Origin of the sequence: Streptomyces sp. CB02058 (genome assembly GCF_001905505.1) — a bacterium.
Lineage (GTDB): Bacteria > Actinomycetota > Actinomycetes > Streptomycetales > Streptomycetaceae > Streptomyces.
Map to the genome: position 1 here is coordinate 1,344,679 of NZ_LIPG01000001.1, position 26,812 is coordinate 1,371,490.

Annotated in this window: 20 protein-coding genes and 1 pseudogene; 16 read left to right on the forward strand and 5 right to left on the reverse strand. The window is 72.4% G+C overall.

Translation table 11 applies throughout. The features are described 5' to 3' along the window. From AMK10_RS06200 to AMK10_RS06225, 6 genes are all read left to right on the forward strand, one after another. Positions 1–1,113, forward strand: coding sequence for an ABC transporter permease (locus AMK10_RS06200; RefSeq protein WP_079180620.1), 1,113 nt, complete (start codon positions 1–3; stop codon positions 1,111–1,113). After that, entirely contained in the window at positions 1,110–2,096 is a 987-nt protein-coding gene (locus AMK10_RS06205) for an ABC transporter ATP-binding protein (RefSeq protein WP_073745552.1), read from the forward strand. Before AMK10_RS06200 ends, AMK10_RS06205 begins: the two co-directional genes overlap by 4 nt. Before the next feature lie 49 nt (positions 2,097–2,145). Beyond that, positions 2,146–3,558, forward strand: coding sequence for a GH1 family beta-glucosidase (locus AMK10_RS06210; RefSeq protein WP_073745554.1), 1,413 nt, complete (start codon positions 2,146–2,148; stop codon positions 3,556–3,558). 21 nt (positions 3,559–3,579) lie between these two features. Beyond that, the gene (locus AMK10_RS06215; protein ID WP_073745556.1) at positions 3,580–5,454 is read left to right on the forward strand and encodes a discoidin domain-containing protein; all 1,875 of its coding nucleotides are present in this window, start codon (positions 3,580–3,582) and stop codon (positions 5,452–5,454) included. 38 nt (positions 5,455–5,492) lie between these two features. Further along, a complete protein-coding gene (locus AMK10_RS06220) occupies positions 5,493–8,579 on the forward strand; it encodes a glycoside hydrolase family 3 N-terminal domain-containing protein (RefSeq protein WP_073745558.1) in 3,087 nt (1,028 codons plus the stop codon). 69 nt (positions 8,580–8,648) lie between these two features. Continuing rightward, positions 8,649–10,040, forward strand: coding sequence for a hypothetical protein (locus AMK10_RS06225; RefSeq protein WP_073745560.1), 1,392 nt, complete (start codon positions 8,649–8,651; stop codon positions 10,038–10,040). Between the two features lie 25 nt (positions 10,041–10,065). On the opposite strand, the gene AMK10_RS06230 is transcribed toward AMK10_RS06225, so the two are convergent. Beyond that, positions 10,066–11,076 (reverse strand): YdcF family protein, encoded by a 1,011-nt coding sequence (locus AMK10_RS06230; protein ID WP_073746087.1) that lies wholly within the window; start codon positions 11,074–11,076, stop codon positions 10,066–10,068. Positions 11,077–11,194: 118 nt separating this feature from the next. Here AMK10_RS06230 and AMK10_RS06235 point away from each other — a divergent pair, with 118 nt between their 5' ends. Beyond that, positions 11,195–11,428, forward strand: coding sequence for a hypothetical protein (locus AMK10_RS06235; protein ID WP_073745562.1), 234 nt, complete (start codon positions 11,195–11,197; stop codon positions 11,426–11,428). Positions 11,429–11,522: 94 nt separating this feature from the next. Here the strand turns inward: AMK10_RS06235 and AMK10_RS06240 are convergent, their stop codons facing one another. After that, positions 11,523–12,101, reverse strand: a complete 579-nt coding sequence (locus AMK10_RS06240) for an MSMEG_1061 family FMN-dependent PPOX-type flavoprotein (protein WP_073745564.1) — start codon at positions 12,099–12,101, stop codon at positions 11,523–11,525. A 159-nt stretch (positions 12,102–12,260) separates the two neighbouring features. Here AMK10_RS06240 and AMK10_RS06245 point away from each other — a divergent pair. From AMK10_RS06245 to ppk2, 5 genes and pseudogenes are all read left to right on the forward strand, one after another. Next, positions 12,261–13,318 (forward strand): annotated as a pseudogene (locus AMK10_RS06245) (FecCD family ABC transporter permease). After that, positions 13,315–14,388 (forward strand): FecCD family ABC transporter permease, encoded by a 1,074-nt coding sequence (locus AMK10_RS06250; protein WP_073745566.1) that lies wholly within the window; start codon positions 13,315–13,317, stop codon positions 14,386–14,388. The pseudogene AMK10_RS06245 and the gene AMK10_RS06250 overlap by 4 nt, the downstream one beginning before the upstream one ends. A 58-nt stretch (positions 14,389–14,446) precedes the next feature. Next, a complete protein-coding gene (locus AMK10_RS06255; protein ID WP_073746089.1) occupies positions 14,447–15,268 on the forward strand; it encodes an ABC transporter ATP-binding protein in 822 nt (273 codons plus the stop codon). Between the two features lie 31 nt (positions 15,269–15,299). After that, positions 15,300–16,322: an iron-siderophore ABC transporter substrate-binding protein gene (locus AMK10_RS06260; RefSeq protein ID WP_073745568.1), complete on the forward strand. Its 1,023-nt coding sequence runs from the start codon at positions 15,300–15,302 to the stop codon at positions 16,320–16,322. A 71-nt stretch (positions 16,323–16,393) separates the two neighbouring features. After that, complete coding sequence (gene ppk2 / locus AMK10_RS06265; RefSeq protein ID WP_198959631.1) at positions 16,394–17,344, forward strand: polyphosphate kinase 2; 951 nt, start codon at positions 16,394–16,396, stop codon at positions 17,342–17,344. 6 nt (positions 17,345–17,350) lie between these two features. On the opposite strand, the gene AMK10_RS06270 is transcribed toward ppk2, so the two are convergent. After that, positions 17,351–18,109, reverse strand: a complete 759-nt coding sequence (locus AMK10_RS06270) for a DUF4097 family beta strand repeat-containing protein (RefSeq protein ID WP_073745572.1) — start codon at positions 18,107–18,109, stop codon at positions 17,351–17,353. Between the two features lie 132 nt (positions 18,110–18,241). Between AMK10_RS06270 and AMK10_RS06275 the strand changes: the two genes are divergently transcribed. Genes AMK10_RS06275 through AMK10_RS06285 form a run of 3 tightly spaced genes read left to right on the forward strand, consistent with a single transcriptional unit; the run spans position 18,242 to position 20,561 of the window. Beyond that, a complete protein-coding gene (locus AMK10_RS06275; protein WP_073745574.1) occupies positions 18,242–18,631 on the forward strand; it encodes a GntR family transcriptional regulator in 390 nt (129 codons plus the stop codon). Then, positions 18,628–19,521 (forward strand): ABC transporter ATP-binding protein, encoded by an 894-nt coding sequence (locus AMK10_RS06280; RefSeq protein WP_073745577.1) that lies wholly within the window; start codon positions 18,628–18,630, stop codon positions 19,519–19,521. Before AMK10_RS06275 ends, AMK10_RS06280 begins: the two co-directional genes overlap by 4 nt. Next, positions 19,518–20,561, forward strand: coding sequence for an ABC transporter permease (locus tag AMK10_RS06285; protein ID WP_073745579.1), 1,044 nt, complete (start codon positions 19,518–19,520; stop codon positions 20,559–20,561). Before AMK10_RS06280 ends, AMK10_RS06285 begins: the two co-directional genes overlap by 4 nt. A gap of 92 nt (positions 20,562–20,653) precedes the next feature. On the opposite strand, the gene AMK10_RS06290 is transcribed toward AMK10_RS06285, so the two are convergent. Beyond that, positions 20,654–22,852, reverse strand: coding sequence for an eCIS core domain-containing protein (locus tag AMK10_RS06290; protein WP_073745581.1), 2,199 nt, complete (start codon positions 22,850–22,852; stop codon positions 20,654–20,656). A 208-nt stretch (positions 22,853–23,060) separates the two neighbouring features. Continuing rightward, positions 23,061–26,027, reverse strand: coding sequence for a LuxR C-terminal-related transcriptional regulator (locus tag AMK10_RS06295; protein WP_079180621.1), 2,967 nt, complete (start codon positions 26,025–26,027; stop codon positions 23,061–23,063). A 129-nt stretch (positions 26,028–26,156) separates the two neighbouring features. Here AMK10_RS06295 and AMK10_RS06300 point away from each other — a divergent pair, with 129 nt between their 5' ends. After that, positions 26,157–26,795 (forward strand): helix-turn-helix transcriptional regulator, encoded by a 639-nt coding sequence (locus AMK10_RS06300; RefSeq protein WP_073745583.1) that lies wholly within the window; start codon positions 26,157–26,159, stop codon positions 26,793–26,795. Positions 26,796–26,812 lie beyond the last annotated feature (17 nt).

Sequence of the window (26,812 nt, forward strand, 5' to 3'; positions counted from 1 at the left end):
GTGTCCGTCACCGCCACCGACGTCGCCGTACTGGACGACCCGCCCACCCCCGCCGCCGCGGGCCGGGTGAGGTTCCGCTTCCTGCGCGGAGGGAAGACCCGCATCGGGCTGCTGATCCTCGCCTTCTTCGTGCTCCTCGCCGTGGCGGGCCCCTGGCTCGCCCCGTACGACCCGGACGCGATGAGCGACCAGCTGCTGCAACCGCCGTCCGCCGAGCACTGGTTCGGGACGACCCAGACGGGACAGGACGTCCTCTCCCAGATCCTGGTCGGCACCCGGGGCGTGCTGCTCGTCGGATTCCTCGCCGGCATCCTGGCGACCGTGCTGTCCGTGCTCATCGGGGTCAGCGCGGGATTCCTCGGCGGCGCCGCCGACGAGGTCCTCTCGATGCTCTCCAACATCTTCCTCGTCATCCCCGGCCTGCCGCTGATCATCATCATCGCGAGCTTCGTCGAGGACACCGGGGACCTGCTGATAGCCGCCGTCATCGCCCTCACCTCATGGGCCTGGGGCGCCCGCGTGCTGCGCGCCCAGACCCTGTCGCTGCGGCGCCGCGACTACGTGGAGGCCGCCCGCGCCACGGGCGAGTCCACCTGGCGGATCATCCTGTTCGAGGTCATGCCGAACCTCACCGCCGTCATCGCCTCCGGCTTCGTCGGCACCGTCATCTTCGCCGTCCTCTCGGAGATCACCCTCGCCTTCATCGGCGTGGCCGACATCTCCCACTGGAACTGGGGGACCGTCCTCTTCTGGGCGCAGTCCAACCAGGCCCTGGCCCAGGGCGCCTGGTGGTGGTTCGTCCCGGCCGGTCTGTGCATCGCCCTGCTGGGCACGGCGCTCTCCCTCATCAACTTCGGCATCGACGAGTTCGTCAACCCGCGTCTGCGCACCGCGACGGGCTCCTCCCGGAAGGTCCGGATGCGGGTCGGCTTCACCCCCGTGGTCCGCACCGCCGAGCCCCGGTCGCCCGGTGCGTCCGAGCCGCCCGCGTTCACCCCCGTGGCCCGCGAGGGCGCCCCCACGGAACCGGCGCCGTCCGGCACCCCCACGGAACCGGCGCCGTCCGGCACCCCCGAATCGCCCGGCACGCCCAGCAAGGAGCACAGCGCATGACCGCCGAGCCGATCCTCACCATCAGCGGCCTGAACGTCGACTACGGCACCGGCGAGACCGGCGTCCGCGCGCTGCGGGACATCGACCTCACCCTCCACCGGGGTGAAGTCCTCGGCCTGGCGGGGGAGTCGGGTTCGGGCAAGTCCACCCTGGCGTACGCCGTCACCCGGCTGCTCTCCCCGCCCGGGGTGATCACCGGCGGGGACGTCCACTACCACCGGCCGGGCGGTGAGGCCGTCGACATCCTCGCCCTGAGCCCCGACGAGCTGCGCGCCTTCCGCTGGCAGGAGCTGTCGATCGTGTTCCAGGGGGCGATGAACTCGCTGAACCCGGTGCACACGGTCCACAGCCAGCTCACCGACGTGCTCGCCGCGCACCGCCCCGGCATGCGGGCCGCCGAGCGGACCGCGCGCGCCGAGGAACTGCTCGGCCTCGTCGGCATCTCCGCGGACCGGCTCGCCGCCTATCCGCACCAGCTCTCCGGCGGTATGCGCCAGCGCGTGATGATCGCGATGGCGCTCGCCCTGGAGCCCGAGATCGTCATCATGGACGAGCCCACCACCGCACTCGACGTCGTGATGCAGCGGCAGATCCTGCGCAAGCTGGTGGAACTGCGCGAACGCCTCTCCTTCTCCGTCGTGTTCATCACCCACGACATCTCGCTGCTCATCGAGTTCTCCGACCGCATCGCGATCATGTACGGCGGACGGATCGTGGAGCAGGCGGGCGCCGCCGAGATCTACCGCGACCCGCGCCACCCCTACAGCGAGGGCCTGCTGCACTCCTTCCCCGCGCTGCACGGCCCCCGGCGCGAGCTCACCGGCATCCCCGGCTCACCCCCGCACCTGTCCGCCATGCCCGCCGGCTGCGCCTTCCATCCCCGCTGCGGCAAGGCCTTCGACGCCTGTTCCGCACGGGTGCCGGTCCTCGCCGCGCCGGACGCAGGCCAGGACCGCGAGGTCGCCTGCTGGCTGCACCACTGACCGCACCACCGCTCACCACCCCACAGCACACCCGGAGTTACGGAGACCCATGAATCTCGTCACGCCCCGCAGCAGCCTGCAGCCCGCCGCCGTCCAGGGACTCCCCGCGGACTTCCGCTGGGGCGTGGCCACCTCCTCGTACCAGATCGAGGGCGCCGTGGCGGAGGACGGCCGCACCCCCTCCATCTGGGACACCTTCTGCCGTGTCCCGGGCGCCGTGCACCACGCGGAGCACGGCGACGTGGCCTGCGACCACTACCACCGGATGCCCGAGGACGTGGAGCTGATCGCGGGCCTCGGCGTCGACACCTACCGCTTCTCCCTCGCCTGGCCGCGCATCCAGCCCGGCGGCCGGGGCCCCGCCAACTCCAAGGGCCTCGACTTCTACAAGCGGCTGGTCGACGAGCTCCGGGGCAGGGGCGTCACGCCCTGGATCACGCTCTACCACTGGGACCTGCCGCAGGAGCTGGAGGACGCGGGCGGCTGGCCGGCCCGCGACACCGCCCTGCGGTTCGCCGAGTACTCCATGCTCGCCTACGAGGCCCTCGGTGACCGGGTCGAGCACTGGACCACCCTCAACGAGCCGTGGTGCTCGGCGATGCTCGGATACGCCTACGGGGCGCACGCCCCCGGCCGCACCGACATGGGCGACGCCATGGGCGCCGTCCACCACCTGCTCCTCGGCCACGGCCTCGCCGCCCGGCAGATGCGCGAGGCCGCGGGCGCCAACCCGCTCGAACTCGGCATCACCCTCAACCTCGGCACCGCGACCCCGGAGACCGACAGCGAGGCCGACCGGGAGGCCTGCCGCCGCGCCGACGGCATGGGCACCCGCCTGTACCTCGACCCGGTCGTCCACGGCCGCTACCCGCAGGACGTCGTGGACGACCTCGCCGCCCAGGGCATCGAACTGCCCGTCCAGGAGGGCGACCTGGAGGCCATCGCCACACCCCTCGACGTCCTCGGCGTCAACTTCTACCGGGGCGCCCTGTTCTCCGGAGTCACCGAGGACGGATCGCCGACCGACGCCGACGGGCTCCCCGTCGTGCGCGGGGTGGAGCGCGACCTGCCCCGCACCGCCATGGACTGGGAGATCACCCCCACCGAGCTCACCGATCTCCTGCTGCGGCTCCAGCGCGACTACGCGCTGCCGACCGTCATCACCGAGAACGGCGCCGCCTTCGACGACACCGTCGCCGCCGACGGCACCGTGCCCGACGCCGACCGCACCGCCTACCTCGCCGACCACATCGCCGCCCTGGCCGAGGCACGCGCCCAGGGTGCCGACGTCCGGGGCTACTTCGCCTGGTCGCTGATGGACAACTTCGAGTGGGCGTACGGCTACGACAAGCGGTTCGGCATCGTCCGCGTCGACTACGACACGCAGGCGCGGACGCTCAAGGACAGCGCCAAGTGGTACCGCGACACGATCCACCTGACCCGTGAATCCCGCAACGACTGACCCGTATCGGAGCACCCCCACATGCCCTCACGTACGACGTTGTTCGCCACGACCGCCGCCCTGATCGCCCTCACCACCCCCATGGCCCTCGCCGCCCCCGCCCCCGACCCCGCGGTGCGGGCCGCCGCTGCGGCCTGGGACACCGACAGGGCGGCGTCCGCCTACACCGCGAACCCGGGCGCGGTCACCGCGTCCGGCAGCGAGAACGCCGGGGTCGCCCCGGGGGCCGCGGCCGACGGCGACGCCGCCACCCGCTGGTCCAGCAACTTCGCCGACGACGCCTGGATACGGATCGACCTGGGCGCCACGATCCGCATCAACCAGGTCAAGCTGGAGTGGGAGGCCGCCTACGGCAAGCGGTACGTCCTGGAGGTCTCCAGGAACGGCACGGACTGGACGCCCTTCTACACCGAGACGGAGGGCACCGGCGGCACCGTCACCGCCCACACCTACCCGCAGGAGGTCACCGGCCGCTACGTCCGGATGCGTGGCGTGGAGCGCGCCACCCCCTACGGCTACTCGCTCTTCTCCTTCCAGGTGTACGGCGGCGAGCCGGCCCCCGCGTCCACGACCCGCGCCAACCTCGCCCTGAACCACCCCGCCTTCGGGAACCTCTACCAGCACGCCGGCAACTCACCCGCCTACGTCACCGACGGCGGCTGGCCCGCCGACCTCAAGGCGGACCGCTCCCGCTGGTCCTCCGACTGGAACGCGGACCGCTGGGTCGGCGTCGACCTCGGTGCCACCTCCACCATCAGCAGCCTCGACCTGTACTGGGAGGCCGCCTACGCCGTCGACTACGAGATCCAGGTCTCCGACGACAACAGGACCTGGCGCACCGTGCACCGCCCGTCCGCCTCCGAGGTCGCCGCCCGGCGCGCCGACGTGAAGTCCCCCGGCGACGCCGTGGGCCGCCACGACACGATCACCCTGTCCGCCCCCGCCACCGGCCGCTACGTCCGGATGCTCGGCAAGGAGCGCCGCTCCTTCTACAACCCGGCTCCCTCCACAGCCCAGTTCGGCTACTCCCTCTACGAGTTCCAGGTGTGGGGCACCGGCGGCAGCGCGAACGCCGCCTACCCGGCCCTGCCCACGAACCCCGGCGGCGCGTACACCACGAAGTTCTTCGACGACTTCACCGGATCGGGCCTCGACCGCTCCAAGTGGCGTGTGGTGCGCACCGGTACGGAGATGGGCCCGGTCAACGGCGAGTCCCAGGCGTACGTCGACTCGCCCGCCAACATCCGGACCGAGAACGGAGCCCTGGTCCTGGAGTCGAAGTACTGCAAGGGCTGCACCTCCACGCCCAACGGCACGTTCGACTTCACCTCCGGCCGCGTCGACACCAACACGAAGTTCGACTTCACCTACGGCAGGGTCAGCGCCCGCATGAAGCTGCCCGTCGGCGACGGGTACTGGCCGGCCTTCTGGATGCTGGGCAGCGACGTCGACGACCCGGCGGTCTCCTGGCCCGGCTCCGGCGAGACGGACATCATGGAGAACATCGGCTACGGCGACTGGACCAGCTCCGCCCTGCACGGCCCCGGGTACTCCGCCGACGGCAACATCGGCAAGCAGCAGACGTATCCGAACGGCGGACGCGGCGACCAGTGGCACACCTACGGCGTCGAGTGGACGCCCGAAGGCATGACCTTCACCGTCGACGACCGCGTCGTCCAGCAGACCTCCCGCCAGAAGCTGGAGTCGACCCGCGGCAAGTGGGTCTTCGACCACAACCAGTACGTGATCCTCAACCTTGCCCTCGGCGGGGCCTATCCCGCCGGCTGGAACAAGGTCACCCAGCCCTACTGGGGCCTCCCGCAGTCCAGCGTCGACCGCGTCGCGCAGGGCGGCATCAAGGCGGAGATCGACTGGGTGCGGGTCGAGCAGAAGTAGCCCCGTCCACCGACCACCGGAGCAGAGAAGAGCCGCGCATGCCCCGTACACCGCACGCCCGCGCACGCCATCGCGCGAGACCGGCGACCGCCGCGCTCGCCGCGGCCACCGTCCTCGCCTCACTCCTCGCCGGGGCCGTCCCCAGCGCGGCGGCCGACGCCGAGGAACCGGCCCCCGTCCTCGTCGACCGCTTCGAGGGCGAGGTGCCCCTCGGCAACCCGCCCGCCGACTCCCTGTTCACCTGGGGCGGCGACGCGGACGACCACCCGGCGCTGGAGTTCAAGGAGCGCGCCGACGCCCCCGAGGGCTCCAAGGTCCTCCAGGGCACCTACGACATCAGCGCCTGGGGCGGACTCAGCCATGAGTTCGCCGTCGACCAGCCCCCGAAGGACTGGACCGCCCACAAGGGCATCCGCTTCTGGTGGTACGGCCAGAACACCGCGCCCCTGCCGCCCGGTTCGGGCAAGCGGATCAACTTCGAGATCAAGGACGGCGGCGCGAACGGCGGCGCCTCCGAGCTGTGGACCACCTCCTTCACCGACGACTGGGAGGGCTGGCACCAGGTCGAGATCCCCTTCGCGGACTTCGTCTACCGCGCGGACTACCAGCCCGTCGGCGGCATCGACCAGGTCCTCGGCCTGAACGAGATGTGGGGCTACGCCGTCACGCTGCCGACCGGCGCCCCCGGCTCCTTCGCCATGGACGCCGTCGAGCTGTACGGCAAGGCCGACCCGGCGCTGAAGTCGAGCGTCGTCGTCGACTCCGCCGTGCACACGGTGAAGGAGGGCGGGACGGCGGACATCAGGATCTCCGTCGCCACCACCGGCTCCGTACCCATCGAGGAGCCCGTCACCGTCGCCTACACGACCAAGGGCGGCAGCGCCGAGTCCGGCAAGGACTACACCCCGGTCACCGGCACCCACACCTTCCCCGCCGGCACCGCGTCCGGCACCACGCACACCGTCTCCGTGGCCACCGCCAAGGACAGGGGCGCCGAGTCCGCGGAGACGATCCCGCTGGAGCTCACCGTCACCGGGGCCAAGGCGCCCAAGGAGAACCCGCAGGTCGTCATCGACGCCCACGGGCTGCCGTACCAGAACGCGAAGCTGCCGGTGAAGCAGCGGGTCGCCGACCTGCTGGCGCGGATGTCCCCCGCGGAGAAGGCCGGGCAGATGACCCAGGCCGAGCGCAACGCGCTGAAGTCGCAGGGCGACATCGCCGCGTACGACCTCGGTTCGCTGCTCTCCGGCGGCGGCTCGGTGCCCACCCCGAACACGCCCGAGGCGTGGGCGAAGATGGTGGACGCCTACCAGCTGCGCGCGCAGGCCACCCGCTTCCAGATCCCGCTGATCTACGGCGTGGACGCGGTGCACGGGCACAACAACGTGATCGGCTCGACGATCATGCCGCACAACATCGGCATCGGCGCGGGCCGCGACCCGAAGCTCGCCGAGAAGACCGGCGCCGTCACCGCGAGCGAGGTCCGCGCCACCGGCATCCCCTGGGACTTCGCCCCCTGCGTCTGCGTCACCCGTGACGAGCGCTGGGGCCGTTCCTACGAGGCGTACGGCGAGGACCCCGCCCTGGTCGAGGCCATGGAGACGGTCATCAACGGCATGCAGGGCAGCCCGTCCGGCAAGGACCTGGACCGCAACGACAAGGTGCTGGCCAGCGCCAAGCACTTCGTCGGCGATGGCGGCACGGAGTTCGGCTCGTCCACCACCGGCTCGTACACCATCGACCAGGGCGTCACCAAGGTCACCCGCGAGGAGCTCGAAGCCGTCCACCTCGCGCCCTTCGCCGAGTCCGTGAAGCGGGGCGTCGGCACGGTCATGCCGTCGTACTCCTCGCTGGACGTCCTCGGCGACAACGCCGGCCCGGTGAAGATGCACGCCAACGCCGAGATGATCAACGGTGTGCTCAAGGACCGGATGGGCTTCGAGGGCTTCGTCATCAGCGACTGGCAGGCCATCGACCAGATCCCCGGCGACTACGCCAGCGACGTCCGCACCTCGGTCAACGCCGGCCTGGACATGATCATGGTCCCGACCGCGTACCAGGACTTCACGAAGACGCTCCAGAGCGAGGTCACCGCCGGCCGGATCAGCCAGGCCCGGATCGACGACGCCGTGTCGCGCATCCTCACCCAGAAGTTCCGCCTCGGCCTCTTCGAGAAGCCGTACGCCGACACGTCCAACCTGGACGACGTCGGCTCGGCCGGGCACCGCGCGGTCGCCCGTGAGGCAGCCGCCAAGTCCCAGGTGCTCCTGAAGAACGACGGCCCGGTGCTCCCGCTCAAGGCCTCGCAGAAGGTCTACGTCGCCGGCTCCAACGCCGACGACCTCGGCAACCAGGCGGGCGGCTGGACCGTCAGCTGGCAGGGGGCCTCCGGTGCCACCACCACGGGCACGACGATCCTGGAGGGCATCGAGAAGAACACCTCGTCGGCCACCTTCTCCCAGGACGCCTCCGCCCCGACCGACGGCTACGACGCCGGTGTGGTGGTCGTCGGCGAGAAGCCGTACGCCGAGGGCATCGGGGACGTCGGCAACGGACACGACCTGGAGCTCACCGACGCCGACAAGAAGGCGATCGACACGGTCTGCGCGGCCATGAAGTGCGCGGTCCTCGTCGTCTCCGGCCGCCCCCAGCTCATCGGGGACCGGCTCGGCGACATCGACGCGCTGGTCGCCTCCTGGCTGCCCGGCACCGAGGGGGACGGCGTCGCCGACGTCCTCTACGGCAAGCGGGCCTTCACCGGACAGCTCCCGGTGACCTGGCCGAAGTCCGAGGCGCAGCTGCCGGTCAACGTCGGTGACACGGTGTACGACCCGCAGTTCCCGTACGGCTGGGGTCTCACCACGCTGAAGAAGGTCCCCACGGGCGGTGAGGCCACGCTCACCGGCCTCGCCGTCGCCGCCCAGCTCGCCGAGCGGGCGGGCCTCGGGAAGACCGCGGCCGGCAAGGAGATCGTCGACAGGGCGAGGCTCCTGGTCCAGCAGCGGGCCGGCGGAAAGCTGACCCAGGCGGTCTCCAAGCCGTTCGCCGAGGCCGACCACCTGCTGCTCACCGGCGATCTCACCGGAGCGGTGGCGAAGCTGCGAGCGGCGTACCGCGCCGTGTAGCCGCGTAACAGCACGAAAGGGACCCGGGCGGGTGGCGCATTTGTCACCCGTCCGGGTTACTTTCGGAGTATGCGGAACAGGCTGTTCGCTCCCTTGTGGGCCTGCCTGCTGCTGATGCTCTCGGCGGCACTGCTGGCCATGTCCTCCACCGCCCATGCCGCCCCCGCCACGATCGACGACGCCGCCCGCGCCCTGCGGCAGGGCCCCGTCTACGTCGACCCGGCCGCGTCCGGCCAGCTCTCGGCGGCCCAGGAGGCCGCCCTGGAGAAGAAGATCACCGACGCCGACAAGCCGGTCTTCGTGGCCGTCCTGCCGGCGACGTCCGAGTACCCGGCCGACAACCTCCTCCGGAACCTGCGGACCGACACCGGGATCACCGGTGTCTACGCGGTCCGCCTCGGCGACGGCTTCGACGCGGGCGCCGACCCGCAGGTGATGCCGGTCCGGGCGGTCGACAACCTCACCACCGCCGTGAAGGCACCCGGCACCGACACGAACGCCGCGACCCAGCTCAACGCCTTCGTCGACCGGGCCGTCAAGGAGGCCAAGGGCAGCGCCCCGGCCTCCTGGTCCGGCGGTGACGACGCCGCCGACGGCGCGGCGAACGGCGTCCCGGTGGGCGGCCTGATCGTCCTCGGCGGCGTGGTCCTGATCGGCGGGGGCGCGGCCTTCGCCGTCGTCCGCCGCAACAGGAAGCGGAAGGAGGAGGAAGAGCGGGCCGCCCTGGAGAAGCTCAGGGTCGTCGTGGACGAGGACATCACCGCGTACGGCGAAACCCTGGACCGGCTGGACTTCCATCCGGGGGAGAAGGGCGCCGACGACGCGATGCGCGTCGACTACGAGCGTGCGCTCGACTCCTACGACGACGCCAAGTCCCGCATGGGCAACGCCCAGCACCCGTCCGACGTGCGAGGGGTGACCCAGGCCCTGGAGGACGGCCGCTTCTCGCTCGCGGTCCTGGAGGCCAGGCGCACCGGCCGCGCGCTGCCGGCACGCCGCCCGCCCTGCTTCTTCGACCCGCGCCACGGCCCCTCGGTCGCGGACGTCCTGTGGACGCCGTCCGGCGGCGCGGCCCGCGAGGTCCCGGTCTGCGGCGCGGACGAGGTCCGGCTGCGCGAGGGCGAGGACCCCATGAGCCGTACGGTCGACGTCGGCGACGGCCGCCGCCGCCCCTACTGGGAGGCGGGCCCGGCCTACGGCCCCTGGGCCGGCGGCTACTTCGGCGGCGGTCTGCTGCCCGGCCTGCTGGTCGGCACCATGCTCGGCTCGATGCTCTCCACCCCGGCGTACGCGGCGGAGTACGGCGGCGGTGACTTCGGCGGGGGCGGTGAATGGAGCGGCGGTGACGTCTCCGGCTCCGACTTCGACTCGTCCGGCTTCGGTGGCTTCGGCGACGGGGGCGGCTTCGGGGACGGCGGTGGATTCGGAGGCGGCGGCTTCGACGGAGGCGGCGGGTTCTGAGCCTCTTCGGGGCGTGCCGGCGCTCCTACCTCAGACGGGTCCACCAGACGGCCACTCCGCCGAGGAGGATCAGCAGGCACATCACGGCGTTGCTCCGCCGGTAGTCCATCAGGACCGCCGCGAACTCGCGGATCGTCGCGTTGGGCCAGAAGTACGCGGCCGTGGGCGCGCCGACCACCTGCCCCCGGATCCGGACCCGTCGGGCGGTGAGGGCGGCACGGAAGGCGTGGTAGTTGTTCGTCACGACGACGCACCGGTAGCCGGGTTTCGCCTCCTCCATGATCGCTTTGCTGAACCGCAGGTTCTCCTCCGTCGTCGTCGACCGGTCCTCCCGCCGGATGAGGTGAGCCGGAAAGCCCTCGGCCACCAGGTGGTCCGCCATGGCGTGGGATTCGGGCAGGTCCTCGTCGGGGCCCTGCCCGCCCGAGGTGATGAGCACGGGGGAACCGCCGCGCCGGGAGAGCCGGGCGTGGACCTCCCGCCCCCGCTTCAGCCGGCTCGCGAGCAGCGGCGGCACGGTGGATCCGCCGACGAGCCCCGACCCCAGCACCACCACGAAATCGGCGCTGCGGCGTACCAGCAGCCGTCCGTAGAGGAAGGCGTAGCAGACGAAGCACAGGAACAGGAACGAGAAGTAGAGCGCCAGCCCGCCGGCCGCGGCCGCCACCCCGATCAGCACCGGGGTCCGCAGCACGGCGGCGACCGCCAGCAGGGCGAGCACGGCGAGGATCGCCAGGGCGCTCAGCAACGACAGCAGGTTGGACGGGCTCCTGCCCTCCTTGCGCAGCATCCGTACGCCGTTGAGGAAGAGGAAGTACGTCAGGACGAGGACGGCCACGGCACCCGGAACCAGCAGCGACACCGCCACGACCCGTGCCGGCACGGACCCCGACGAGACCAGGCTGTACAGGAGGCCCGCCAGGGCGCAGAGGACCGCCAGTCCCAGGATCACGGCGTTGCTGAACTTCCGGCGCTCACGCGCGACGCTGACGCAGAAGGTGAGAAGAAGAAGCGCCGCCGGGGCGTAGACCACCATGCGCACAGCGTAGGCAGCGCGCCGAGCCGGCGGGGCGGCGAGGTGGGACCACGGCGGGAAGGTGCGGGTGGCGCGGAGATCCGGCGTGTCTTCCGGGGCCGTGAGCCGTTGATCCGGCATGAAGAAGCGAAGCGCACTCGCCGTCCTCACGTTCGCCACCGGCGCGGTCATCGCCGCGATCAGTCCGCACCCGGGAGACGGGGACGTGGCACGCGCGGCCGGACAGCCCGTCTCGCTCGGAGCGCTCGACGACGCCGGGGGACTCGGCGGGCTGGTCGACGGCGCCGCCGGAGCCACGGCATCCACCGTCACCACGGTCGTCAGCACGGTGGAGGAGGCCCGCGCCAGCTGAGGCGGCCGACGAGTGCGGCGCGTTCCGCGCCGGTCCCGCCTCATGGTTCCCGGCACACACCGTGTGCCGGGACCGGACCGGCGAGCCCCGGGCCTCAGCCCGCCGCGCCCTCCCAGGTCTCCGGGGCCCACACGCCGGAGCGCTTCAGCGAGGCCGGGCAGTGCAGGTATATCTCGTCGATGTCCACGACCAGTGCCAGGTCGGGGCGCCGGCCCTTGACTGCCATCTCGTCGAAGAACGGGGCGTCCGTGAGGATGCGCGCCCGCCCGTTGATCCGCAGGACCGTCATGACGCCGGGTATCAGGTAGAGCAGACCCACGTGCGGGTTGGACAGGATGTTGTGGAAGCTGTCACCGCGCCGGTTGCCCGGCAGGTCGGGCAGCACGAGGGTGCGCGGGTCCAGGACCCGGGTGAAGCCGGGCTCGCCCCCGCGCGGGGAGGTGTCGCAGTTGCCCTCGGCGTCGGAGGTCGACACGGCGCAGAACGGCGCACGGGCCAGGAGGTCGAGGTCCGCCTCGGTGAGTTCGTCGTGGACCTTGTCGATGACGAGCGGCCACGGTTCGCCCAGGATCTCGCGCAGCTGCTCGGACGACTCCAGGGGCACGGCTCCGGCCAGAGGGTCGCCGACGGGGGAGGGGGCGGTGCCGGGGGCCATGGGCGCGGCATTCGACAAGGGGTACTCCGGACCTCAGGGGGCACGTCAGCGGATCGCTGACCTGGCACTGTTAGGCTCACCTTACTTAAGCTCGCGGGTGTTCCCCGTCCCGGGGGCGTGGAACAAGGGCGAGGAACCAGTGCGCAACCGCATGCCGCAGCCCCGGGTGCACGGGCTGTGAGCGGCCCGGTCCTCCAGGGCGTACAGGAACGTGAGGCCGGGACCCCCGGGCGCCGCCGCACACGCAGCCGCCCCGCCCTGGCCCTGGGGCTGCTCGGGGCCGTGGCCCTCCTCCTGCTGACCGTGCTGGCGAGCCTCGCCGTCGGCTCGGGGGACGTCTCCTTCCGCGACGTACTGGACGGGGTGTTCGACCCGGACCTCGACGTGAAGGGCCAGCTGATCGTCCAGGAGGTCCGTGTCCCCCGTACTGTGGCCGGGCTGCTGGCCGGTGCGGCGCTGGGTCTCGCGGGCACGGTGATGCAGGGCGTCGCCCGCAATCCGCTCGCCGATCCGCAGCTGCTGGGCATCAACGCGGGCGCCTCGGTCGCCGTGGTGTGCTCGATCAGCTTCTTCGGATTCACCCTCGCCACGCAGTACATCTGGTTCGGCTTCCTCGGCGCGCTGCTCGCCGCCCTCCTCGTGTACGGCGTCGGCTCGCTGGGCCGGGAGGGCGCCACCCCGGTGAAACTCGCACTGGCCGGGGCGGCGACGAGCGCCGTGCTCACCTCCGTGACCAGCGCGGTGCTGCTCCAGGACCGTGACAGCTACGACCGCTTCCGCTTCTGGCAGCTCGGCGCGCTCACCGCCCGGGACTCCGAGGTGCTGTGGCAGGTCTCCCCGTTCGTCGCGGCCGGCGTGCTGCTCGCGCTGCTGCTGGGCCCGCAGCTCAACGCCCTGTCACTCGGTGACGACCTGGCCCGCGGCCTCGGTCAGCGGGTGGGCGTCGCCCGGCTGGTCTCGGCGCTCGCCGTGGTGCTGCTGTGCGGCGCGGCGACCGTGGTGGCGGGTTCGTCGGTCTCGCGGTGCCGCACGCGGCCCGGCTGATCACCGGCCCCGACTACCGCTGGGTGCTCCCGTACAGCATGGTGCTCGCCCCCGTCATGCTCCTCGTCGCCGACATCGTGGGCCGGGTCGTCGCCCCGCCCGGCGAGGTCCAGGTGGGCGTGGTCACCGCCGCGATCGGCTGTGTCCCCTTCATCTGGCTCGTCCGCCGCAGGAAGCAGGTGGAGCTGTGACCGGGACCGCCCTGCGGGAGGCACCAGACGCCCGTCTCGCGGACGCCGTGCGCACCGTCGCCCGGGTGCGGAGCCGAGGACGCCGGCGCTCCGTGCTCGTGGCGCTCGCCCTGCTGGTGTGCGTCGGCGCGATGTTCGCGCTCTCGCTCAGCCACGGCGACATGGTGATGCCGCTCGGCAAGGTCGTGGAGACCCTGTTCGGGGGCGGCGACGGCGGTTCGCGGTTCGTCGTCCTGGAGCTGCGGCTGCCCCGGGCCCTGCTCGCGGTCCTGGTCGGTATCGGCTTCGGGCTCTCCGGAGCCGTCTTCCAGTGCGTGCTGCGCAACCCGCTGGCCAGCCCGGACGTCATCGGCATCAGCGCCGGGGCGAGCGCCGTCGCCGTCACCGCCTCGCTGCTCTTCCAGGTCAGCGGACTCGCCCTGTCCGGGAGCGCCCTGATCGGCTCGGTGGCCGCCGGTGCGGCCATCTACCTCCTCGCCTGGCGCCAGGGCGTCGTGGGCCAGCGCCTCGTCCTGATCGGCGTGGGTTTCGGCACCGGGCTGAGCAGCGTGGTCTGGTACGTCATGGCCCGCTCCGACACCGCGGACGCGCAGGAGGCGTTCCTCTGGCTGACGGGGACCCTCAACGGCCGCTCCTGGGGGCAGGTGTGGCCGCTGCTGACCGCCCTCGCCGTGCTCGTGCCGCTCACCGTTCTCGCCGCCCGCACGCTGGGCCCGCTCCAGCTGGGGGACGACGCGGCGGCCGGTCTCGGCACCCGTGTCGAGCCCGGCCGGCTGGCCCTGCTGGGCTGTGCGACCGCTCTCGCGGGCGTCGCGACCGCGGCTGCGGGACCGGTCAACTTCGTGGCGTTCGTGGCCGGTCCCATCGCCCGCCGGCTGGTACCGGGCCAGGGCGCGGCGCTCCCGCACGCCGCGCTGACCGGCGCCCTGATCGTCCTGGTCGCCGACTTCGGTGCCCAGCACCTGCTGCCGTCGGTGCAGCTTCCGGTGGGTGTGGTGACCAGCCTCATCGGCGCCCCCTACCTGCTGCTGCTCCTGGCCCGCGCCAACCGTGGAGGCAGTGGTGGCTGAGGCGGGGGCGGACACGCCGAACTCCGGAACGCACTACGAGGAAAGGCGTGACCACGCCGTGGCCGAGCACACCCTTCGAGCCCAGGACGTCCGCCTCGGCTACGGCGACCGCGAGATCGTCTCCGGTCTGAGCGTGGACGTCCCCCCGGGGCGGATCACCGTCATCGTGGGCCCGAACGCCTGCGGCAAGTCCACCCTGCTGAGGGCGATGGCGCGGCTGCTCGTACCGTCGGGGGGCGCGGTGCTGCTGGACGGGCGGAGCGTCCAGGAGATGCCGACGAAGGAGGTCGCCGCCGTGCTCGGCATCCTCCCGCAGAGCCCGTCCGCACCGGAGGGCATCACCGTCTCCGACCTCGTGGGGCGCGGCCGTTACCCGCATCAGGGCTGGTTCCGCCGCTGGGGCCCCGAGGACGACGAGGCGGTCGCCCAGGCGCTGCTCTCGACCGGCACCCTGGAACTCGCCGAGCGCCCGGTGGACGAACTCTCCGGCGGGCAGCGCCAGCGGGTGTGGATCGCCATGGCGCTCTCGCAGCGTACGGACATCCTCCTCCTGGACGAGCCCACGACCTTCCTGGACGCCAGCCACCAGCTGGACGTCCTGGACCTGCTCACCGATCTGAACCACGAGCACGGCGTCACCATGGTCGCCGTGCTGCACGATCTGAATCTCGCCTGCCGTTACGCGGACCACATGATCGCCATGAAGGACGGGCGGATCGTCGCGGAGGGGAGGCCGGCCGACATCGTGACGGAGGAGCTCGTCGGCGAGGTCTTCGCCATGCGCTGCTCGGTGATGGAGGACCCCGCGTCGGGCACGCCGATGGTGGTGCCCCTGGGGCGCCACCATGTGCGGGACGGGGTGGGCCGACCCGCGTCCTGACCGTTATTTAGGTTAGGCTAGCCTAAACGACATGAACGATTCCGCTCCCCGCCTCCGCCGTGCGCGCCGCACCCCGGTCCTGATGGCCGGTGCCGTCGCGGCCCTCCTCGTCGGCCTGGCCGCCTGCGGCTCCTCCGACGACACCTCCGGCTCCGCCGCCTCCTCCGGCAAGGCGGCCACGGGCGCCTTCCCCGCGAAGGTCGCGACGAAGTTCGGCGAGATCACCGTCGACAAGGCCCCGAAGCGCATCGTCGCGCTCGGCTGGGGCGACGCGGAGACGGTGCTGGCGCTCGGCGGTCAGCCCGTCGGCGCGAGCGACTGGCTGGCCTTCGGCGGCGAGGGCGTCGGGCCCTGGGCCAAGGGCAGGTACGACAAGAGCCCGCAGCTGATCGGCACGCTGGAGCCCGAGTTCGAGAAGATCGCGGCCCTCCAGCCGGACCTCATCCTGGACACCAAGTCCAGCGGCGACCGGACGCGTTACGACACCCTCAGCAAGATCGCCCCCACGGTCGGCGTGCCCGAGGGGAGCGACCAGTACAAGCTCTCCTGGGAGAAGCAGACCGAGGTGGTCGCCGCCGCCATGGGCGTGCCGGAGAAGGGCGAGAAGCTGATCGCCGACACCGAGGCGAAGTTCGCGGACGCCGTGAAGGCGCACCCCGAGTTCAAGGGCAGCACGATCACGCTCGGCTCGCGCACCTCCGAGGGATACGGCGCCTACGTCTCCGGCACGGGACGCGTCGACTTCGTCGAACGCCTGGGCTTCGAGAACAACCCGGCCGTCGAGGCCGAGGCCGGCGAGGGCTTCTCGATCTCCGTCTCCAAGGAGAAGCTCGACCTCCTCGACGCCGACCTGACGGTCATGGCGCCCATCGGCATCCCGGCGAGCGACATCAGCGACGACCCGCTCTACAAGGCGGTCCCGTCGGTGAAGGCCGGCCACTCCCTGGTCTTCGACGACAAGAACATCAGCACGGCGTTCGCCACCGACTCGATCCTGTCGACCTCCTACGCGCTGGAGAAGGTCGTCCCGCTCTTCGCGGAGAAGATGAAGTAGAACGCGCCGTCCACCGAGGGTTCCCCGCCATCTGGTGGCGGGGAACCCGAACGGGTGCCACGCTGGGCCTGATGGAGCGCGACGAGGCGGAGAAGCAGCTGCTGGACGGCCTGACCGTCGACACCAGCAGGCCGGAGCAGCCGATCCTGCTCGACGAGGCGGGCCGGCCGATCAGGACCTGGCGGGAGAACTACCCGTACGACCGCAAGATCCGCCGCAAGGAGTACGAGCGGATCAAGCGCATCCTGCAGATCGAGCTGCTCAAGCTGCAGCGGTGGACCAAGGACACCGGGGCGCGCGTCGTCGTGGTGTGCGAGGGGCGTGACGCCGCGGGCAAGGGCGGCACCATCCAGCGCTTCACCGAGCGGCTCAACCCCCGTGGCGCGCGGATCGTGGCCCTCGACAAGCCCACGGACCGCGAGCGGGGCCAGTGGTACTTCCAGCGTTACGTGGCCCACCTCCCCGCGCCGGGCGAGATCGTCTTCTTCGACCGCTCCTGGTACAACCGGGCCGGCGTCGAACGGGTCATGGGCTTCTGCACCCAGCCCGAGTACGAGCTCTTCCTCCGGCAGTGCCCCGCCTTCGAGCGGATGCTCGTCGACGACGGCGTCATCGTCGTGAAGTTCTGGTTCTCCGTCTCCCGGGCCGAGCAGCGCACACGTTTCGCCATCCGCCAGGTCGACCCCGTACGCCAGTGGAAGCTCTCGCCCACCGACATCGACTCCCTCGACCGCTGGGACGCCTATACGACGGCGAAGATCGACATGTTCCGCGCCACCGACACCGAGCACGCACCGTGGACCGTCGTGAAGAGCAACGACAAGCGCCGGGCCCGCCTCGAAGCCATGCGCAGCCTGCTCGCCCGGGTCGACTACACGGCCAAGAGCGCCGAGGCGGTCGGCACACCGGACCCGCTCATCGTGGGCGCCGCCGCCACCCTGCTGGAGCCGGGCGAGGAGGACACCGCCCTGTCGCCCACCCGCCTCGCCCCGTACACCGGGGGGCCGGGGGCGCACCCCTGAGAGGTCTCAGTCCCGCACGGCGGTGACGTCGCCGTTGACGGTGCTCAGACGCATCTCGTGGCCGTTCTCCCGCGTGGCGGCGGGGACGGCGACGGAGGCCCGGCCGTTCCGTGTGGTGGCTGCGACGGCGTAGGCGGGCGCGCCGTGGGGAAGCGACACCCGCACCGAGCCGTTGGTCGTGGACGCGGTGACCCGCGCCGGTGAGGTGGCGCTGCCGAGCGTCACGTCCCCGTTCTCGGTCTCGGCGTGCACGCCCGCCGCGCGCAGAGCGCCGGTGCGCACCGAGCCGTTGCGGGTCACCAGGCGGACGGTGGCGTCGTCCTCGCCGGACCGGGTGACCGTCACGTCCCCGTCGACCGTGGTCAGGTCCAGCCCCGCCGCGATGCCCGTCGCGTCGATGCCCGCGTTCCTGGCGGTGACCGAGACCGAGACCCCGGCCGGAACGCCGACCGCGGGCATGCGGGGGCACCGGCCGTCCTCGTGACCCTCGTGGCGCGGGCAGGACAGGTCGAGGACCCAGAGCCCGTCGCGATGGGACCAGCCGCTGCCGATCCGCGCCTCCGTGACCGCCCGGTCGCCGTCGGCCGGCCGCAGACGCACGCCGTCGCCGGTCGTGATCACCAGGTGCGCACCCGGGCGCAGCACCGGCGGCGCCCCGCCGGCCGGTGCGCCGGGGTCGGCCTGCCCGCCGCACGCCGCGACGAGGGGCGCGGCCGCCAGCAGTGCGGCCCATCGCCGTCCACGCGTGAAAACCGTGATGTTCATGTCTGCCCGCCTTCCCTGCGCGGGGCACCCCATGGCAGGTGTCGGAGAACCGCCTTTTCCCCGGCAGGCGTTGACACCCGGAGGGTCGCTAGAGTCCTATAGTGCTAGGAACCTAGATGAATAGAGGAGACGGTGATCGAGTTTCACCTCGATGCCCGGTCCGGCGTCGCGCCGTACCTGCAACTGGTCCACCAAGTGCGTCAGGCCATGCGCCTGGGGCTGCTCTTCGAGGGGGACCGTCTGCCCACGGTCAAGGACGTCGCCGCCAAGGTCGCGATCAATCCCAACACCGTGCTCAAGGCCTACCGGGAGCTGGAGTACGAGGGCCTGGTCGCCAAGAAGCCCGGCGTCGGCACCTTCGTGTCCAGCACCCTCAGCGACGCCTCGCTGTCCGAACACGAGCCGCTGCGACGCGAGTTGCGGGGCTGGCTGGAGCGGGCGCGGACCGCGGGGCTGGACGAGGAGAGCATCGAGGCCCTGTTCCTGAGCACATTCCGCACACCCACCGAAGAGGAGCGATGACAGCCATTCTGGAAGCGAAGGGCCTGAGCAAGCGGTACGGCCGCCGCCAGGCCCTCTCGGACTGCACCATCAGCGTGCCGTCCGGCCGCGTCGTGGGCCTCGTCGGGCCCAACGGGGCCGGAAAATCCACCCTGTTACAGCTGGCCTGCGGCCTGATCACCCCCACCTCGGGCACCGTCGAGGTCCTCGGCGGGCGCCCCGCCTCCGGCCCCGCGCAGCTCGCCAAGGTCGGGTTCGTCGCCCAGGACACGCCGACGTACGCCGGGCTGTCCGTCGCCGACCACCTGAGCCTGGGGCGGCGGCTGAACCCCGGCTGGGACGCGTCGCTGGCGGACGAGCGCGTCAGGAGCCTCGGCCTGGACCCCGCGCAGCGCGTCGGCAGGCTCTCCGGCGGCCAGCGCGCCCAGGTCGCGCTCACCCTCGCCGTCGCCAAGCGTCCCGAACTGCTCATCCTCGACGAGCCCGTCGCGGCCCTCGACCCCCTGGCCCGGCGCGAGTTCCTCCAAGGACTCATGGAGTACGTGGCCGAGCACGGCACCACCGTCATCCTGTCCTCGCATCTGGTCTCCGACCTGGAGCGGGTCTGCGACCACCTGATCTCGCTCGTCGCCTCCCGGGTCCAGATAGCCGGGGACGTGGACGAGCTCCTCTCCACCCACTTCCGGCTCACCACCGCACGGCGCGAGACCGGCAGCCTGCCGGAGGGGATGACCGTCCTCCAGGCCACCCACACCGAACGGCAGAGCACCTTCGTCGTCCGGGCCCCCGCCCCGGTCCACGACCCGGCCTGGGTCCTGGAACCTCTCGGCCTGGAGGACCTCGTCCTCACCTACATGGCGGAGGGCACGTCCGGCCCCGCCGGCCGCACCGTCCTGGAGGCACAGCGATGATCTGGCTCACCTGGCGCCAGTACCGCGTCCAGACCCTGGTGGCCCTGGCCGCACTCGTCGCCGTGACCGCCACCCTGGTGATCACCGGCTTCCAGCTCCGGGACACCTACGACAGCACGGTCGCCGTGTGCGGCAGCGACTGCGGGGCGGCGCGGAACGCGTTCGTCACCCGCTACGCCACCCTGTCCTCGTTCGTCACCGGCCTCCTGATCGCCGTACCGGGCCTCATGGGCGTCTTCTGGGGCGCGCCCCTGATCGCGCGCGAAATGGAGACCGGCACCCACCGGCTGATCTGGAACCAGAGCATCACCCGCACCCACTGGCTCGGCGTCAAGCTCACCGCCGTCGGGCTGGCGGCCGTGGCCGTCACCGCCCTGCTCAGCCTCATGGTGACCTGGTGGGCGTCGCCGCTCGACGAGATCAACAGCGACCGGTTCACCCCGGTGGTCTTCGACGGCCGGGGCATCGTCCCGCTCGCCTACGCGGCCTTCGCCTTCACCGTCGGGGTCTGCGCCGGACTCCTGATCCGCAGGACCGTGCCGGCCATGGCGGCCACCCTCGCCGTCTTCGTCGCGGTCCAGGTCCTCATGCCCTTCGTCGTACGCCCGCACTTCATGGCGCCAGTGCGCGCCGAGATCGCGCTCGCCGCGCTCGGTCTGCGCGGCGGAGGTCCGGGCGAGGACGGGAACGGCGCCGCCGCTTCCGGGTCCCGCTGGGAGGCGACGAACATCTCCATGTCCGGCGAAGGCGACGCCGCGCAGGTGGTCGTCGGCGTGGCCAGGCCCGGTGCCTGGGTGGTGTCCGGCAGCGGCCCGGTGCTCGATTCGTCCGGCAGGGAGGTCAGGGGGGCCGAGGGCTGCGCGCGACGCGACATCGACCCGGTGGAGTGCTTCGCGAAGTCCGACCTCCATGTGGAGGTCGCCCACCACCCGGCCGACCGCTACTGGACCTTCCAGTGGATCGAGACGGGCGTCTTCCTGGCCCTGGCCGGGCTGCTCACCGGCTTCTGCACCTGGTGGCTGCGCCGGCGCCTGAACTGACGGGACGAGAGACGGCCGTCGTACGCGAGAGGCGGCCGAAGCCGACGCAACCGGCTTCGGCCGCCCACGCGTGACCAGGCAGGGTCCGCACGTCACCGGCGACGGCCACGCTCCCGGGGCGCGAAGGGGTTGACGTCGCCGGGGAAGTCCTCGTCCCACTCCGGCTCGGCGTAGCTGCTGGGGACGAAGGTGTTGCGCCCGCTGTCCGTGATGAACGGCGTCCGCGAGGACGAGGGCCGGCTGCTGCGTCCGCGTTCACGCCGCGGCTCGGCGTCGATGGGCCCGGCCCCGTACGAGAAGTCGTCGCCGATCTCGATGGGACGGCTGCTGGACATGCCCGCGGGGGGCCGGGTCGACCTGCGGCGGCTGCGGCTGCGGCTGCGCTCACGCTCGGGCTCGGGTGCGAAGCTCGGTTCGGGGCGGCGGCTGCGGCTCCTGTGCCGGCGCTCCGGCTCGGGTTCGGGTGCGAAGCTCGGTTCGGGGCGGCGGCTGCGGCTCCTGTGCCGGCGCTCCGGCTCGGGTTCGGGCGCGGGCTCCATGACGTAGCTGGGGGCGCGCCTGCTCCGGCGGTGCCGGTGACCGATGCTCTCCTCGGGCTGCTGGCTGCCGAAGATCTCCTCCTCGTCGTCCGCCGCCGCGTAGTTGACGGGGGCGGCGACCTGGGGGCGGCCGATCGTGCTCACCGGCGGCCGGCTCGACCTGCGCCGGCGGCTGGGGGCCTGGGGAGCCTGGCTCGCGCGGCTCCTGCTCTTGCTCCGGCTGCGGTACGAACGGTCCTCGTCCTCGTCCGGGCTGTTGCTGCGCCGGTCCGGCTCCATCCGATAGGTCTTCCGGCGATCGGCCACGGCGGCGCCCACGTCCCTGGTGGACTGGCGGTGACCGTAGCCGTAGTCCTCGAGATCGGCGTCGTCGTCCGAGTGCTCCCCGGTGATCCTCATGCCCTCCGGCACGCCCTTCCTGTTCTCCATGCCGTAGAAGCCGTTGTGCGTCCCCGGCCTCGGGTACTGGGATGGATGAGGCGTGGTGACGCTCACCGTCACGTCGTCACGGCCGGCGCGACCGGGCAGCCGTCCGGTGTCCCTGACGAGCTCCCGGGTGGAATAGCCGGGAGTTCCCCGCGGCACGCGCGGCATCTGGAAGTGCAGGTTGGCGTTCGGGCCGACGCCGCTGAGGCGGTCGGCGGCCTCGGGACGGCTGAGGTCGACGTTGTTGAGGACGGGTACGCCGAGTCTCCGCAGGTCCTCGCGGTTGTTCTCGTACCCCTCGTAGTCGGGCTGTTCCTCGAAGGTGGTGGCGGCCATCGTGCTCGCCGCCCCCGGGTCCCGTCGCAGCCGCGCGCGTGCCGCGGACAGGTCGGCCTCGGACAGGTAGATCTGGTTCCGGTCCTGCAGATTCTCCTCGGGCGGGCGGGTCCGGCCCTGCGGGTGGATGCCGCCCACTGTGGCCCGGGGGCCCAGGATTTGTTCCGGGTACACCTCGATGCGCCCCTGGGTGGTGGTGGCGAAGATCTCCGTACCCCTCGACGAGGACCTGATGTACCTGCCGACGATCGGGCCCTGGGGGCCGGTGATCTCGAACATCTGGCCGCGGTCCTTCTTGTGCATCCTCCGGCCCCCGCCGGACATCATCCGGGCCACCGTGATCCCGCCGCCCTCGTGCGCCTCGGCGGGCGTGCCGGTGGACGCGCCGGACCCGGGTCCCGTCAGGTCCGGCATGGACCCCTGGGCCATCCTCCGGCCGTTCGCGCTGGCATGGCGCTCGAAGGGGTCGTCCTGGTGGGAGACCGCCACGCCCGACCCGTTGTCCGTCCCCGCGACGGGGCCCAGGGACTGCTGGCGGACATGGTCGAGCTCGTGGAACATCGTCTCGTCGTCCGCGCCCTGGGGGCCGACGACGATGTCGTGGCCCGTGGTGTAGGCGCGGGCGCCGAGTGCCGCCGCCGAGCGCTGCGCGACCGGATCGCTGTGGACACGCACATGGCGGAAGGACATGCCGTAGCCCTGCTCCGCCCTCTCCATGACACGGGAGTCCAGCGGACGGCCCGGGGAGCGGACGGCGTCGACCACGGACGACTGCTGTACGGAGGCGTCGGCGGCCGGCGGCTCGGCGGTCTCGTGGCCGCACCCGGCGCCGTGCTCGTGCCGTTCCTCCTCGACGGCTCGGGCCACGACCGCGTTGCCCGCCGAACGCTGGAGAGCCCTGACACGCTGGGCGAACGTGGCAGGCGCCTTCGCGCGGTGGCCGCTCTCCGGGCCACGGACCTGCTCGGCCTGTGCTCTGTACGCGCGCACGGTACTCCTCGCCACTCAAAGCCTGATCAGGAATCGTCACCCGTCCCGCGCGGGAGGCGGGAGGGCCGCGAGGGCAGGATGCCGGGCCGCGCGGGTGAGCGGGCGGGCCGCGAGGGCAACGGCCCTCGCAGGGGCCGCCCTCGGCCGGCTGCCTGCCCTCCGGGCCCGTGCTGCCGGCACGCCCGGGCGTGCCCGCCCGCACCGCCGGTCATGTGCGCTCCTCCGCGCCGCCGTTCAGCGCGGCCGGGAGGTCCACCCGCCGTCGTATGCCGAGTTTGCGGTAGGTGCTCGTCAGATGGGTCTCCACGGTACGCCGTGCCAGATGCAGCAGTTCGGAGATCTCGGCGTTCGTCCGTCCGTCGGCGGCCAGCGCGGCGATGCGGCGCTCACTGGCGGTCAGTGAGTCGCGGCCCGTGAAGGGGGCGTTCCTCCGGCGGGCGCCGCCGGCACGCAGTGCCTGCTCCGCGCGGGCCGACAGCAGGACAGCGCCCGTCCGTTCGGCTGCCGTCGCGGCCTCCCTGAGCAGCAGGCGGGCCCTGCGGGACTGTCCGGCGGCCGTGAGCTGGAGCCCGTGAGTGATCAGCGCGGGGATCAGCTCGACGTCGAGCGACGCGCCACGCAGCAACCCGACCGCCTCGGAGGTGAGTTCGAGACCGCGCCGGCCGCCGGTGGCCGAGCCGAGGACGCGCAGGGCACGGCCGCGGACCCGGGGCGTGCCCCACACATCGGCGTACCGGCTCTCCTCCTCGGCGAGGGCCAGGGCCTCCGGTGTCTCTCCCAGGAGGAGGTGGCACTCGGCGGCGGCCGAACGCCACGGTGTGACGACGGGGCTCTCCACGTCGCGGCCTGCCTGACGCCGGCCGCACTCCCGGAAGTCGGCCAGGGCGCCCGCCGGATCGCCGACGGACGCACGCAGGACACCGCGTGCGTAGAGGAAGCGATTCTGCTCCCAGCCGTCCTCCGTCCGGCCGACGTCGACACCGGCGACGAGCCGTTCGGCCTCGGCGGAGCGGCCGCACCCGACCAGTGCGAGGACGCGGTGGGCCAGGAAGTTGCTCGCGCCGGTGGGGGACGGGTCTCCCGGAGTCCGTGACCACTGGGCGGTCTCCTCCAGCACCCACCCGTGACGGCCGGCCGCGGCGGCGGTGTCCAGCCGGGTGTTGAGCAGCGACCGGTGGACGGGGTGCAGCGGCGACACCCAGTGCTCGGCGAGCCCCGTCCTGATGATGCGTTCGGCGTCCTCCGGCGCATCGGCCCACTGCGCCACGGCCGCGGCCGTACCCAGGAGATAGGGCACCAGCAAGGGGTCCTCGGGGGCGGTCAGCAGCCAGCGGATCTGCCGCATGGCCGTCTCGGCGGACAGCAGCCCGGCCGTCGACTCGTAGCGGATCAGCAGGGCGCGCAGGGCCGGGCTGATCCACTCCGGGGACCGCTCGGCGCGCTCCCGCAGCCGGGTGTAGACGACCCGCCGGCTCTCCTGGTCGTGGTCCGAGAAGAAGGCCGACGCCGTCTGGATGGTGCGGGCGAGGGCGGGCTCCCCGTCCAGCGGGCCCAGTTCGCGCATGACGTCGAGGGCGGCGTGCGGCTTGCCCCGGTTGGCCAGGGCGTTGCCCAGGTGGACGGCGGCCAGCACCCGGTCCCGGGGCTCCTCCTGGAGGCGCAGGGCCTCGGCCAGGCGGGGTATCCCCCCGGTCCGCAGGGTGGCGAACTCCAGTTCGCCCAGCTCCGTGAGGACCGCCGCCCGGCGCCCGGGTGGCATCGGTTCGTCCAGAGCGCGGCGCAGATAGCGCGCGGCGGCACTCGCCCTGCCCGCCCTGGACGCGTCGGCCGCCGCGTCCAGGAGGGCCTGGGCGGCACTCTCCGTACCCCCGGGGGCGGTACGCAGCAGATGCCCGGCCACCGCCTCGACCCCGTGGCCCCGGCGCTGGCGCAGCTCCGCCGCGCGCAGGTGCAGGGCCTGCCGGTGCGAACGGGGCAGGCCGTCGAGGACCGCTCCGCGCAGCAGCGGGTGCGCGAAGCGCGGGACGCCGGTGCCGGGGGCGCGGCGCAGCAGTCCGAGCCGGACCATCGCGGTGATCCAGCCGCTCACGCGGTCGGGGTCGGTACGGGTGAGCTCGGAGAGGAAGTCGGCGAAGTCGTCGCCGGGTTCATGGCCCGGACCGTGGACGCCGTGCGCCACGGGTCCCGGGCGGGTGCCGGGCACCCCCGGGCCGCCGTGGGACCCGCTCTCGTCGCGTGCCGAGACCTCCAGTTCGGCGAGCGCGCGGGCCACGGTGGTGCTGCCGGGGCCCGCGCTCCGCAGCCACCACGAGACCGCTGCCACGAAGGCACCCGGATACAGCTCGGCGACGTTCTCGGGAAGTCCTGGCTCCGGGCCGCCGCCGTCCGCCACCACGGCCCGGCCGCCGTGCGGGAAGACCGCCCGCAGATCGTCGAGCAGGGCGCGCAGCAGCAGGGGGTTGCCGGCGCCGGCCCGTACACAGCCGTCCACCCAGGACTCGCAGGTGCCCTGGCCGAGGGTCCCGCGCACCATCGCCTCGGCGGCGGGACGGCTCAGCGGTGCCACCGCGTGCATCCGGACCACACCGGGTGGCAGGGAGTACGCGAGGCCCGGTGCCGCCGGGGCGATGTCGTACTGCCCGCGCTCGGTCACCACCATCAGGACGGGCATGCCGGTGAGCCGCCTGGCACCCTCCGCGAGCCAGCGCAGGGAGGCCCGGTCGGCGAGGTGCGCGTCGTCCACGGCGACCAGCAGGGGCGAAGCGGCGGCGCGTTCGCACAGGGACTGCCACAAGCGGGACGCGAGGGCGAGGTGGTCCGTGCCCTCCGGGGCGTCGTCGTGGAGAGCGCCGGGCCCGTGCGGTGGGCCGAGAAGCTGTCGTACGAGGGCGAGGGGGACTCCGGAGCTCTCGGCGGAGGCGTGGGCCCGCAGGACCCGCAGGCCCAGCCCGGCACCCAGTCCCGCGGCGGCCTCCAGCAGCGCGCTGCGGCCCGTGCCGGTCGGAGCGCGGAGCAGCACGAGCCGTCCCGATCCGTCCACGGCCCGTGCCGCCTCGGCCGCCAGCAGGGCGAGCGCCGGCTCGCGTTCGAGCAGCCCGGCGGAGGCGGGGTCCAGGTCCGGCGGCGGGGCGGGGAAGGGGAGGCAGGAAGGGGGCTGACTCGATAACGCGGTCATCGGGACGTGCCGCCGATCTCGTGGTCGGTCTCGTGGTCGGCCACGTTGGTGGGGGCCTGCCGGCGCAGGAAGGATGGGAGGAGTACGAACGGGTGGTTCCGTTGAGGCAAGACACGAGGACGTACAGGCATGGTTGTTCGAGCCCCGGTCAGAATCCCCGTGGAGGTCCACGCGTCGGACCCGCTGTCCATGGACGGAGCGGTCAGCCAGCTGCGCAGGCACTCCGAGGTGGAGCTGATCGAGGAGGGCGCGGGCCGGCCGGGCACGGTCGCGGTCCTGCTCGCCGAGGCCCTCGACGAGCCCACGCTGTCGCGGCTGAGGCGGCTGACCCGCGCGGACGGCACCAAGGCCGTCCTGGTCACGAGCCTGATCCGCGAGGCGGAACTGCTCCAGGTGATCGAGTACGGCGTCGGCGCGATCGTCTGGCGGCGCGAGGCCACCGGCCACCGTCTCCTCCGAGCGGTGCTCGCGGCCTCCCGGGGCGACGGTGATCTGCCGTCGGACCTGCTGGGGCGGCTGATCGCCCAGGTCGGCACGTTGCAGCGCGGCACGACCAGCGTGTCGGGCGCCACGGTGTCCGGTCTGGCACCACGCGAGGTCGACGTGCTCCGGCTGGTGGCCGAGGGAATGGATACCGGGGAGATTGCCAGCAAACTGTCGTACTCCGAACGCACGGTCAAGAACGTGATGCACGGACTGACGACCCGGCTGCAGCTCCGCAACCGTGCCCATGCCGTGGCCTATGCCTTACGCGAAGGCTACATCTGACGGCCCGTGCGCTGTTT